Genomic DNA, 11759 nt, shown 5'->3' with positions numbered 1-11759 from the left:
TTTGAATTAGGAGTGTTTATTTTGTCCAAGAAAATATTTTGGATTATTGGTTTGGTGGCAGTTTTGATCATAGGTATTATCGTGTTAACAGATGTTACTAACAAGTCGGTCGTCATAGATTACGAAGGGCAACCATTTTTAGGTGAGGAGTCAGCACCGGTTGAAATTGTTGAATTTGGCGATTACAAATGTCCAAGCTGTAGAGATTTCAATGACCGACTCTTCCCGGTTATTCAAGAGGAATTAGTGAAAACGGGGAAAGCGAAATTTTATTTTATGAACTATTCTTTTATTGCAGCAGACTCAACGACAGCCGCACAATTCGCGGAAACAGTTTATCGGGAATTGGGAAATGACAAGTTTTGGGCATTTCATGCTTTGTTGTTCGCGAATCAATCAACAGAGGCAGGACAACCAAATCTATATACCGAGGAGTTTTTGAAAGCGGTCGTAGCGGAAGTTGCAACTCCAGATGAAACAGAAAAAGTCATGCGTGCTTATGATGAAGGTAAAGGGAAAGAAGCATGGGATAAAGACATGAAAATAGCAAATGGTTTAGGTGTATCATCGACGCCGACAATTTTTATTGGAGGAAAGCAATTTACTGGAAAGACGATGAATGATTTCACGAAAATGGTGGAAGAAGCGGCGTCCAGTGGGAAGTAAGCCGATTCTCTTTGCCTGGATAGTATCGATTACAGCGATGGCTGGGAGTTTGTTTTTCAGTGAACGCTTAGGTTTCGTACCTTGTACGCTTTGCTGGTATCAACGTATTTTGATGTATCCACTCGTTGTTTTTCTAGGCATCGCCTTTTATCGGAACGACCGTGGAATCTATAAATATATTCTGCCGATGTCAATCATCGGAATAATCGTTTCGGGTTACCATTATGCGTTGCAAAAAATCCCTTCCTTGCAGGAGTTCAGCACATGTACGAGCGGGGTTCCATGCACGGGGCAGTACATTAACGGGTTAGGTTTTATTACAATTCCATTTTTAGCGCTCATTGCATTTACATTCATAACTATCATGATGCTGATGCTTTGGAAACGTAAGTAAGAATCAACTCAATTTAGTTGTGACCGCTAAAAACTTAAAAATGTCAGAACATCTAATTTTAAAAAGGAGACATTTCGTTCGAATTTGAATGAAATGTCACCTCTTTTATTCATTATTATTTCTCCGATGCCTTCCATATGAAACTGGATAATTTATCCCAAAGCGCCAAAGCGTTTATGATGGGGAATCCTTATTTCAATTCTATAACAGTGGACAATTTCAGTGACCTCAATATACTTCTTAAGAACAAGCGCCGAAGCGTGTATGGTGGGCAATCCTTATCCCAATTCTATAATAGTGAACTTTCCCAGTACCTCCAACATACCTTGTAAAACCAGCGCAGACTCAATTTAATTGGGATCATTCATTGAAAATCTCCCCTTTATAACAACAAAAAAAGAGCTAAACCCATTAAGGTTTCTAGCTCTTCTACTACTATCCGCTACTGTTATTGACCGACCAATTGCATACACAATTTCTTCAAACTCTCTTCGAACTTCAAATCACTATCTTTTGAGCGTTTTTTCGGTCCTCGCAAGCGTCCGCCGGCCATCCTTACTTTCTGGGCGGTATGGCGGGCATACAATAACTGATCAATATTATCCTCTGTGTAGAGTCGTCCGTTTTGATCAATTGGATGGCCTTTTTTTGCAAGCACCATCGCGGCCAAACCGTAATCTTGCGTAACGACAATATCATTTTTCTGTACACGATTAACAAGGACGAAATCGACCGCATCCGCCCCTTTTGAGACGATAATGGTTTCTGCTCCATCCCGATGCATTTCATGTGTCGTATCGCAGATCAAGACACAGCGGAATCCGAAGGTACTTGCTATTTTGATTGTTTCTTTCACAACCGGACATGCATCCGCGTCGATAAGAATTGTCGTCATCAAGTCGTCCTCCTTTATATTCTTTATGTCCAACTTGGCGAATAAAGAACCCCTTTTATATCAATCTTCAGAGACACCTGAAAAAGTCAGGTCAAAAACCGATGAACCGACGATTTTTGCGACGTTCAGAAGGCGATCTTTACTTAACTTATTAACTGTGTCCTCAGGCGTATGATACCACTCTTCCACTGGATTATAAATGAACAATGCAGCATCGATCCCTGCTTTGTGGAACGGTGTGTGATCACTTCTGTCCCCGACTTCGGTCTTAATCGAGTCGCCATTCAGTATTTTATTCGCTTTACTTGCCACTTTTGTAACGGTATTGTCCGATCCATCTATCGTTTGAATAGATAGTTCCCCGGCATGGGCACTGCCGACCATATCCAAGTTGAACATGGCGACAGAGCGTTTTATTTCATCCTTCGTCAAAGCACTTACATACTTTTCGGACCCATACAATCCTTCTTCTTCAGCACCAAAAAATAGGAACCGGATTTCTTTATTTGTCGGAATTGCTTTGAACATCCTTGCCAGTTCGAGGACAACCGCCGTTCCGCTCGCATTGTCACTTGCACCGGGCGCTTTATCGACGGAATCATAATGAGCACCGATTATAACGATATCATCATCCGTCTCCGAAACAGGCGATTTGGTCGCAATCAAGTTTTGTGATGCAGCCGTTTCAATGCGAGCACCTTTAATCGAGACTGCCGCATTGGCGGATTTGCCGGATTTAATAAAATCCAAAAGATTCGTCCCTTCTTCATAGGTAAGGGCTAGTGCAGGAATGAACTCTTCAAAACCTTCCCTGCCGAGCGACCATTTATTAACTTCCAATCCATCAGGGAAATATAGGATAATTGCCTGTGCACCAGCATCAGAGGCGGATAGGACAAGTTCTTTAAAGGGGGTGTCAGCAACTTCAACTAGCACAATTTTATCAGCAACATCTAGCTTTTTGTAATCTGCTTTCAAGCCATGTCCCGCATCAACCAATTCTCCGATGGTGTTACCGTCAACCGAAAATTGAAAGGGGGCGGGGGAGAGTGGACTGTCAAAACCTTCAACGACAAGGCGGTGTGATTCCGGCATTACATATCTCTCGAAATCGAATGGTTGAACATCGACTACATAACCACTCATCTTGAGTTGGGCGGCTACAAAAGCGGCTGCCTGCAGTTCAGCTTTTGTGCCTGCAACGCGGGGCTCTTTCGTTAACGTTTCCAGGGAGGCGAAAATATTTTCAAAGTCAACATCTTGAATAAATTCAGTTTGTACCTGAGTGAATTCAGCACTTTCCACGACCTGGGTTTTCGGCGAACAAGCTGTTAGTAGGATTGAACACAGCAATAGAAACGAAAATAACATTTTTTGACGAGCCATTAAACTCCTCCATTCTAATGATGGGAATTGAAACTGGATATTGCAGTTTCCTTGTAACCGGAAAAGAAACGGTATGGGAAGTAACAACAGGGGCATACTGGATGCTTGATAAACCCAAAGATACAAAAACAACTCTCTACGCTAATGAAGGAAAACACAGAGCCACTACCGAAGAGAGTAACGTATCTAAAACATTGGAGGGGTAACACATGTTTAAAACAATTGAGGAATTCCTTATTAACTGGGGCCATGAGAGTAGTTCAACACAAAAAATACTTAATACGCTGACAGATGAGTCACTATTACAAGAAGTCTCACCTGAAGATCGTACCCTCGGCAGAATTGCATGGCATCTCGTTACGACCCTCGATGAAATGGTGTCACGAACAGGTCTCGAGTTCAAAGCGACCCCTCACGATGCACCCGTACCAGAAGAGGCTGCAGCAATTGCAAAAGCTTACCTCTCTTCAAACGATACGATGGTTGCAGCAATAAAAGAACAGTGGAACGACAACACATTGAATGATGTGAAGGACATGTATGGAGAGCAATGGTCAATCGGCACTATCTTAAGTATATTAACGGCACACCAAACACATCACCGCGGACAGATGACGGTACTCATGAGGCAGGCGGGATTGCGTGTACCCGGTGTCTATGGACCGTCGCGCGAAGAGTGGGCAATGTTCGGCGGGGAAGCTCCAAAAGTGTAATAACATCAAAAAAGCTGATCATACACCGGAAAAACGGCGTGTGATCAGCTTTTTTCATTTTAAATTAATTAAAGTGACAGCAACCCGTGGCAAACCTATCAGATCCTAGGTCACCCTACCGTAATCCGTCCATTATCCGACTTTAAACGAATCGTATGTCCACCAGCTCCGATGACTGTCCGCGAGTTCCGTTCTCCGAAAATATCGATTTTCCCGTGGCCTGTTTTCGCATGAATTGACACATTCTTTGGTTCGCTACTTGATTGAATAACAATACTTCCGTTATCTGTTTGGAAATCGATATTCCGATCGAGGCTATCCGTCTGAAGTGTAATTCGCCCATTATCCGTAATTCCCACTATGGATCCACTTACATGTTTGAGCTCAATTCTGCCGTTATCCGATTCAGCAGCAATACTGTCGGCATCGACATAATGCATTTCGATCCTTCCATTATCCGTTTTCGTCCGTAAATGGTCGGCCTGCACCTTAACGATATCGATTCGCCCGTTATCGGTCTCAGCAACCAATGTCGTGGCGGCAATCTCTCTTAATTGGATTCGTCCATTATCGGCATTCGCGTCGACTTTTTTCCCGAGCAGTTTCTCCGCGGAGATTCGCCCATTATCCGTTTTCATCGCAATTGATTGGTACAGTTTCTTTGGAATGAACACGTTTAGTGTCACCGCTTTTATATTGAAATTAAACATGAGCAACCAGTGGCGTAAACTTTTAAGTCGTACGAACAACGTATCGCCGACAACTTCCGCAGTTAGTTGCAATTTCTCATTCGAACCGATCAATTCGACAGTCGTTATTAAGTTATCAGATGGTCTGATGAATAATGCACCGTGCTGGACGTCGATATCAACATTTGTAAATTGATTATCCTGAATGGTGATAATTTCGTTTGTAGAAGTCATTTCAACTTCATTTTCCTCAAAAGAATAGGATGCAAGTAATTCAGCGGCAATATTAGTAGGAGATCCGAGGGAAGTAGCAATCTCACTCTCCGATTTACCATCCTCACGACCGTCAGTGAAATATTCCCGGATATCTTGTATGATATCATTCCGTTCTTCAGCAGGCAGTTGTTTCAAAGCGGTTTCCAGTTCACCAATAAATTGATTTTCAGTCATTTCGTACACCCTCCTCGATTAATGTATTCACGCCATCCGTGAAAACTTTCCACTCCGCTAACTGTTCGTGCAGATATTCCCGCCCTGCATCGGTCAATTTGTAATACTTTCGGGGAGGGCCTTCCGTTGATTCCTGCAGATAGGTTGTAAAATAACCTTCTTTCGTTAAACGGCGTAGCAGGGGATAAACAGATCCTTCCGAAATGGATATCTGGTCTGAAATCTTTTGCACAAGCTCGTAACCGTATCGATCTTGTTTGTCGAGAAGGACAAGCACACACAAATTCAACACACCTTTTTTGAATTGCACATTCATCTAATAAAAACTCCTTTCACTATTAATTAATAAACAGTACCAACTCATGAGATGTACTCGATGACAACAATATATCATATGGTATTATTCATTGCAAGGTACTGTTCCGAAAAGAAACATCTGTTTTCCAGATGTCTTCTCTTGTTCATTTAAAATGTTTCAACGCTTCCCGCTTACTTAGCGGTTTTAAAGGATGCCGCTCAACAAACGACTTTACACTGCTCGGATCCGTCTTAGCGTATTCCCGCAAGGCCCAGCCAATCGCTTTTTGAATGAAAAATTCCTTTGAACTAGAGTGCTGTTCAATGATATTGAATAACAAATCGATATCCGTCTCATGTTTGAATTTCAGTTGATGAAGAATAGCAGAACGGTTTGTCCATATATTGTTTGAAAGTGACCACTCCATCATGGTTTTTTCACCGTAACCGCGGTCAAGTTTTACAAGATGACCTACAAAATGAGGTGCAATCGAATCCACACTATCCCACCACGACTTCGTTTCAATCAACTGAAGTAAAGAAGGATAATCCTCTGTCGTTACATGCTTTTTCATTTTCTCGATCAGCGCGATGGCGGCATATTGATATTCACGCTCGGGAAGAGTATACAATTTCCACACTTCATCAAAAACTCGCCCTGGTTCAGGCAACGCGTATTCCCTGAACTGTTCTTTTACTAATTCTTTGCGAAGAGGACTTTTGATGCCCAGAAAAGGGAAGTGGTTTTTCAGATAGGCTTTCATTGGTCCGGCCAGTTCCTCATTGCGGTTCGCTTCAAATTTCTCGATAATGCCATGATGATCCCATACTTTTTTCAACGCGTTCATCTCCTGAAGGGTTTGATTAACAAAAGTGTAACATACCTGTTGCTCGGTAAAATGATTGATATGAGTACAGGGAACTTTCAGTTAGCTGGCACGTATAACATAATAAAGGTGCAAATTGGGGTACAAAAGCGACGGCCGAAAAAAAGTTCAGCATTATGTTGGGGTTTCTAATCAGCGCCGGCTTTTTGTAAATTCAAAGTGGCTAAGCATAGTTGAAGGAAATCTTTATTTCAACATCAATAGATTAGGAGTGATTCTCTTGGATAATAGTTATTTCGTAGGTTGGGGAACGCTTGCATTGATCAACGCAGGACTTGCGCAGGGGAAAAATAGAACCGGGTTAAATTGGTTTCTTCTATCTTTATTGTTAGGTTCTTTCGCAACTTTCTGCTTGTTACTATCAGAAAAGAGATAATTCTATGAAGTTGGACTACTTATGATAAACTATTTTAGAAGTCGAATTAATTTGTCCAGGGGGGAAACTATATGTCTAACGAAGTAAAAGTGATTTTTGCGAACGATCCATTCGTTTCGGAAAATGCTGCAGTCAAAAAATTCGTAGCAAACCAAAAGGCGGAGCATAGCTCTGTATTAATTGAAGGCACGCATTATATTGTCGTAAAAGAGTGCAAAGAAAAAGAGATGACACTCGAAAAAGTCCGTGCGACTGCGGGAAATATCGCTCGTGATGTAAGCGCTCAAAAAGTTGAAACAGCGATCATAGAAGATGGAGTTATTTCGAATGCCTATGCGAAGTTGGATAAAGGGCTTGTTTTAACAGCTTTTGCAGAAGGATGGGAACTGGGCTCCTATCAGTTCGTCACCTATAAATCGGATGTCAAGGCATTCCAAACTCAACTTACTGTAGTTGGCGACGAAGCGAAGCCATTCATTGAAGCAGGCAAAATCCGTGCAGCCGCAACTGCTTTCTCACGTGATTTGATGAATGAAGTGTCGAACGTCTTGAATCCGGAAACGTTTCCGGAAGTGTTGAAGAAAAACTTTGAAGGCACTGACGTTGAAGTCAATGTACTCGACAAAGAAAATCTTGAACAAATGGAGATGAACGGTGTATTGACAGTCGCACGGGGGAGTGTGTACAAGCCGTCATTCGTTGAACTCGTGTACAGAGGCGATGAATCGAAACCGCTCGTTGCACTCGTCGGCAAAGGCGTGACATTCGATACAGGCGGCATCAGCTTGAAAAGCGGCAAAGATTTAAGTGACATGCGAATGGATATGGGCGGAGCAGCCGCCGTTTCCGGTGCACTTATGTTACTCGCAAAATCGAAAGCGAAAGTGAATGTTGTCGCGCTTATTCCGATTGTGGAAAACATGCCGGATAACACGTCCGTCTTACCAGGAGAAGTCATCAAGTACAAAAATGGCTTGACGGTGCAAGTCGGTAACACAGACGCGGAAGGGCGTCTCATTTTGGCGGACGCGCTCATTCGTGCTGGTGAATGGAAAGCGGAATACATCGTCGATATCGCGACACTGACGGGTGCAATCGTCAATGCACTCGGTACTGAGCTCGCGGGCGTATTCGGGGACTACGAGTTTTCAGCTGAAATGAAAAAAATCGGCGATCAAAACGGTGATTTCATCTGGCCGATGCCATTAGTTGAAGCATACGATAAGTCGCTCGACAGTGATTACGCGGACATGAATAACATCAGTTCACTAAGCGGGGCAGGTTCGATTACAGCAGGCTTATTCCTTCGCCGTTTCGTACCGAAAGAAAGCAAGTGGCTGCACGTCGATATGGCAGGCATGATGAGTAAAAACAGTGCAACAGGGTACTATGCGAAATCCGCAACAGGCTACGGTGTACGACTATTAGCCGACTTTACAACACATATTTCAAACTAAAAAATGGGTGCCCAGTTATGATACCGGGCACTCTCTATTTTCGTTAAATTATCTGAATAGTGTCCGAATTGTAGTGGTGACTGTCACCCAGAAAACCTATATAATGATAGATTACAAATAAATGTTAAATGAGGTTTTTCATGTGATCAAAACGTTACGTTTCTGGATAATGCTTCTTATCTCATTTGCGATGATCGGCATACTCAGTATCACGTTGCTTTCTGGTTATTTTGTTACTAAAGAAAACTTGATAAACAATTCCTTGGAAATCAACAGAGTCTATTCAATGAAATTGGCACAATTGACGGAAGAAGTATTTAACGGAATGCATAGTAATTTACAAATTAAGGCGTCTGAAATGAGTGCTGATATTGACGACGGTAAAAAATTGGAAGAAAAGCTTGCTGATTTATTAAATAGCAGTAAAAACTTTAATTCCCTCTCCATTATTGACAGGGAAGGAGTGGTACTAGCCACCTCGCCAGGATTGGGTATAGTCGGTAAAAAGCTGGAGACCATCGGCCCGAGAGAAGCACTATACAAAAGAAGAAACCTTATATCGGAGCCCTATAAAGCGGCAACCGGCAGACTGCTCATTCTCGTATCCACCCCTTTATGGAATGAAAAAAATGAATATCTTGGATTTTTGAGCGGCACGATTTATTTGCAGGAAGCCAATATCATCAATGATATTCTTGGTCAACACTTTTCCACGGACGGTTCTTATGTATGGGTGGTCGATAATAAAGGGATGTTGATTTACCATCCGGAATCTGAAAGAATTGGGGAAACAGTCCTTGAAAATGAAATTGCACAAAAAGTTCCAATGCATGAAAGCGGTGCGCAAAAAGTTAGGAACACAGCAGGTAAAGATTTTCTGGCCGGCTACACATACATAAAGTCGAGTAAGTGGGGAGTTGTTTCCCAAACGCCTTATGCGGCAAGCGTCAAACCATTAACAGGAATGGTGTACAAAATGCTGATATACGCGCTTCCGTTTATCCTATTCTTCTTCTTGTTGACGATTCTCCTCAGCGAAAGATTATCGTCCCCGTTGCGTAAATTGGCGAATTTTTCAGCGAATCTGAAAGGAAATGGAGCGCAAGGCGAATTGACAGTTATTCCAACGTGGTACTTCGAGGCGAAGCAGTTGAATGAAACAATACACGAATATGCCGAGAGTCAGCAACAAAGAGTTGAGAATTATAGGGAACGCTCCTACACAGACCCACTTACCGGTTTAAAGAATCGCAGATATTGTGAAAAGGTTACTGCGAAGTGGAAGAAGGACTATAAACAGTTTTCCATTATCATGATTGATATCGACCATTTTAAAGCTGTCAATGATGTGTATGGTCATCATATTGGAGATGAAGTCCTAAAATTCCTCTCCGGAAAAATAGGCGAAGCCGTTCGGGACGGTGATGTTTGTGTCAGACTGGGCGGGGAGGAATTTGTTATCCTACTGGCTGAAACGGATGTTCAAGTAGCGATGGTAATCGCAGACAGGCTTCGTGAAAGCGTCGCATCGGCGTTATGCCCGACAAATAATTATATAACGATTTCTTCTGGTGTAGGTGGTACTTATGATTATAAGGAAACAACGGAAGAATTATTCGATAGGGTGGATAAGGCCTTGTATCAGGCAAAAAATGAAGGACGAAACAAGGTTGTACTATCTGAAATATAAAAAGGCGACATTTCGTTCGATTATGAACGAAATGTCGTCTTTCCTGTTCATTAGTTAAGCAATACCAGAGCAGGCGTCTTTCAGTGGCCACACTTAATTACACTAGGTCTCCCTTTATTCACAAACAAGAACTTGTCTGATGAAATGCCCTTTTTTGGCAACACAGCGATCAATAATGACGAAACCAGCTTCTTCAACCATATGATCGATTGTTTCAATCGTTACGACGATGACTTTCTTCGAAAATCGACGAGCTTCCTTCAAAATTTCGAGTTGCGCTTCAGGTGTAATATGGGTAAATAGATTATAAGGCATATCGATAATCGCCACATCATATTCATCAACGACATCTGCAATGGGTCCAATTTCTACATTGCCTTCAAGTCCGAAATGGGTGATGTTCTTCCTGGAACCTAACACGACACGCGGGTTGATATCCCGACCGACGATATTAATATCCATCGACAATGCTTCAACAAGCACGGTTCCGATGCCGCAACAAGGATCGATTGCCCGCACACCTTTAGGATGCGGCACCGCAATATTGGCAACGGCCCTTGCAACACGAGTACTGAGTGCAGTCGAATACATATGCGGTTTCTTTTGATGAAGGAACCAGATGGATTGATTTTCAATCAATTTCCCGAAATACCATGTGCCATTAAGTAAAACAATGCCGAATGTATTTTCAGGAGGATTCACTAAATCAGGCGTACCTTTCACACGTAATCCGATTTCACGCTCAATTTTACGGCGCTCCGGATGTCCCATTTTATTAGTTGTATCGAGGTTGGCCGTATTTAAGCTGACGACCCTGAATGTGGATTCACCTAAATCATATTGTTCAACTTGCTGCGAAATCATTTCAAGACTGTCACCTTCATACAGTATGTCTAGCCTCTCTTTCATAAAAGGGCTCCGACTCGGATCAATTTCTACCGTACTTATCAACACAGTGGAAGGCACATCGAAACCGAAAAAGGACCTCATCTCCAACAGGCATAAATCATACTCGTCTTGGTGCTGTGTATATGTGTAAATATATTGTGAATCATTCACTTGATTATCATCCTTCACTGCGTTTCCTCAATCGCCTCAACCAATTTGAATATAAAGCCGTACATCAGTTGATAAACCTCTACAAACGACAAGTCATCACTAAAATCTTTCACAAAATCCAAAGCGAAATTCATATCCCATAGCCCATCTTCACCGGAAAACATTACACTGTATTTCGCTCCGTCTCCCTTTAAATGTGTATCGAGATACATTTTAATCGCATCGCCGTATTTCTTCTGTACTTTCAGCCCGAACAAAGCGGTATACGATTCAAAAACTTCATCGAATTCAAGTACGACCGCATCGATCCGGATAGTTTCAAAAGCACTTGATTCCACATAAACAAATTCATTCAGATGGCTTTTCAAATATGAAATACTGGTATTTAAAAAATCCAGATCTTCTGCCCTGATAAGATCTTCTGTTTCTTTCACGCACCGTTCGATGACACTAAAATTGAATTCTTTCTCGACAACCGTTACATCACTGGAAATCAATTGATGTTTGTCGGCATACTCTTTATCAACATCAAATAGTTGAATTTTGTTGTCCTTCTCATTATCCGCAATATACTTTGCCAGCTCTTTTTTTAACATATCACATCTACTCCTTCATGAAAGAGGAATTGAACTGCATTCCTTTTATCTTTTAGTATAGCTTACATTGTACGGTTAGGCTTTTAATTTGTAGCATGCATGTACTGCATTATTTTATGGGTAGTGCTTTACTTTGTATGGAAGTAAATACTATCTTCATATTAATAATGACTATCGATTGTTGACAAGATGTCTGTACAACTA

At 41.9% G+C, this 11759-nt stretch carries 13 protein-coding genes; 6 read left to right on the top strand and 7 right to left on the bottom strand.

What is annotated here, in order from left to right:
- Nucleotides 1–21 precede the first annotated feature (21 nt).
- Both HDC33_RS11225 and HDC33_RS11220 read left to right on the top strand, forming a co-directional pair.
- A complete protein-coding gene (locus HDC33_RS11225; protein ID WP_179392511.1) occupies nt 22–666 on the top strand; it encodes a DsbA family protein in 645 nt (214 codons plus the stop codon).
- Complete coding sequence (locus HDC33_RS11220) at nt 620–1060, top strand: disulfide oxidoreductase (protein WP_179392510.1); 441 nt, start codon at nt 620–622, stop codon at nt 1058–1060. The genes HDC33_RS11225 and HDC33_RS11220 overlap by 47 nt, the downstream gene beginning before the upstream one ends.
- Before the next feature lie 448 nt (nt 1061–1508).
- Here HDC33_RS11220 and HDC33_RS11215 read toward each other — a convergent pair whose 3' ends face one another.
- Both HDC33_RS11215 and HDC33_RS11210 read right to left on the bottom strand, forming a co-directional pair.
- On the bottom strand, nt 1509–1955 hold the full coding sequence (locus HDC33_RS11215) for a YaiI/YqxD family protein (protein ID WP_179392509.1): 447 nt from the start codon (nt 1953–1955) through the stop codon (nt 1509–1511).
- A 60-nt stretch (nt 1956–2015) separates the two neighbouring features.
- Nucleotides 2016–3341, bottom strand: a complete 1326-nt coding sequence (locus tag HDC33_RS11210) for a M20/M25/M40 family metallo-hydrolase (RefSeq protein ID WP_179392508.1) — start codon at nt 3339–3341, stop codon at nt 2016–2018.
- A 209-nt stretch (nt 3342–3550) separates the two neighbouring features.
- On the opposite strand from HDC33_RS11210, the gene HDC33_RS11205 reads away from it, so the two are divergent.
- Nucleotides 3551–4054: a DinB family protein gene (locus tag HDC33_RS11205; protein ID WP_179392507.1), complete on the top strand. Its 504-nt coding sequence runs from the start codon at nt 3551–3553 to the stop codon at nt 4052–4054.
- Between the two features lie 110 nt (nt 4055–4164).
- Here the strand turns inward: HDC33_RS11205 and HDC33_RS11200 are convergent, their stop codons facing one another.
- The 3 genes from HDC33_RS11200 to HDC33_RS11190 all read right to left on the bottom strand — a co-directional run bounded on the left by HDC33_RS11200 (nt 4165) and on the right by HDC33_RS11190 (nt 6338).
- Nucleotides 4165–5193, bottom strand: coding sequence for a DUF4097 family beta strand repeat-containing protein (locus HDC33_RS11200; protein ID WP_179392506.1), 1029 nt, complete (start codon nt 5191–5193; stop codon nt 4165–4167).
- The gene (locus HDC33_RS11195; RefSeq protein WP_179392505.1) at nt 5186–5509 is read right to left on the bottom strand and encodes a PadR family transcriptional regulator; all 324 of its coding nucleotides are present in this window, start codon (nt 5507–5509) and stop codon (nt 5186–5188) included. The genes HDC33_RS11200 and HDC33_RS11195 overlap by 8 nt, the downstream gene beginning before the upstream one ends.
- A gap of 145 nt (nt 5510–5654) precedes the next feature.
- Nucleotides 5655–6338 (bottom strand): DNA alkylation repair protein, encoded by a 684-nt coding sequence (locus HDC33_RS11190; protein WP_179392504.1) that lies wholly within the window; start codon nt 6336–6338, stop codon nt 5655–5657.
- Between the two features lie 259 nt (nt 6339–6597).
- Between HDC33_RS11190 and HDC33_RS11185 the strand changes: the two genes are divergently transcribed.
- The 3 genes from HDC33_RS11185 (at nt 6598) to HDC33_RS11175 (ending at nt 9900) form a co-directional block, all read left to right on the top strand.
- Nucleotides 6598–6753: a hypothetical protein gene (locus tag HDC33_RS11185; protein ID WP_179392503.1), complete on the top strand. Its 156-nt coding sequence runs from the start codon at nt 6598–6600 to the stop codon at nt 6751–6753.
- A 71-nt stretch (nt 6754–6824) separates the two neighbouring features.
- A complete protein-coding gene (locus HDC33_RS11180) occupies nt 6825–8210 on the top strand; it encodes a leucyl aminopeptidase family protein (protein WP_179392502.1) in 1386 nt (461 codons plus the stop codon).
- Nucleotides 8211–8352: 142 nt separating this feature from the next.
- Complete coding sequence (locus HDC33_RS11175) at nt 8353–9900, top strand: sensor domain-containing diguanylate cyclase (RefSeq protein ID WP_179392501.1); 1548 nt, start codon at nt 8353–8355, stop codon at nt 9898–9900.
- 114 nt (nt 9901–10014) lie between these two features.
- Here HDC33_RS11175 and HDC33_RS11170 read toward each other — a convergent pair whose 3' ends face one another.
- Nucleotides 10015–10959: a TRM11 family SAM-dependent methyltransferase gene (locus tag HDC33_RS11170; RefSeq protein WP_370457440.1), complete on the bottom strand. Its 945-nt coding sequence runs from the start codon at nt 10957–10959 to the stop codon at nt 10015–10017.
- A 14-nt stretch (nt 10960–10973) separates the two neighbouring features.
- Nucleotides 10974–11555, bottom strand: a complete 582-nt coding sequence (locus HDC33_RS11165) for a branched-chain amino acid aminotransferase (protein WP_179392500.1) — start codon at nt 11553–11555, stop codon at nt 10974–10976.
- Nucleotides 11556–11759: the final 204 nt, after the last annotated feature.

This window comes from Sporosarcina sp. JAI121 (genome assembly GCF_013408665.1).
In the GTDB taxonomy this organism is placed as follows: Bacteria; Bacillota; Bacilli; order Bacillales_A; family Planococcaceae; genus Sporosarcina.
Note: the sequence above shows the minus strand (reverse complement) of the source record. Positions and strands in the feature narration are given on the sequence as shown.

Coding starts and splice junctions, on each gene's coding strand:
- HDC33_RS11220 (WP_179392510.1), top strand. CDS start 620: ATGATTTCACGAAAATGGTGGAAGAAGCGGCGTCCAGTGGGAAGTAAG.
- HDC33_RS11215 (WP_179392509.1), bottom strand. CDS start 1,955: ATGACGACAATTCTTATCGACGCGGATGCATGTCCGGTTGTGAAAGAA.
- HDC33_RS11210 (WP_179392508.1), bottom strand. CDS start 3,341: ATGGCTCGTCAAAAAATGTTATTTTCGTTTCTATTGCTGTGTTCAATC.
- HDC33_RS11205 (WP_179392507.1), top strand. CDS start 3,551: ATGTTTAAAACAATTGAGGAATTCCTTATTAACTGGGGCCATGAGAGT.
- HDC33_RS11200 (WP_179392506.1), bottom strand. CDS start 5,193: ATGACTGAAAATCAATTTATTGGTGAACTGGAAACCGCTTTGAAACAA.
- HDC33_RS11195 (WP_179392505.1), bottom strand. CDS start 5,509: ATGAATGTGCAATTCAAAAAAGGTGTGTTGAATTTGTGTGTGCTTGTC.
- HDC33_RS11190 (WP_179392504.1), bottom strand. CDS start 6,338: ATGAACGCGTTGAAAAAAGTATGGGATCATCATGGCATTATCGAGAAA.
- HDC33_RS11180 (WP_179392502.1), top strand. CDS start 6,825: ATGTCTAACGAAGTAAAAGTGATTTTTGCGAACGATCCATTCGTTTCG.
- HDC33_RS11165 (WP_179392500.1), bottom strand. CDS start 11,555: ATGTTAAAAAAAGAGCTGGCAAAGTATATTGCGGATAATGAGAAGGAC.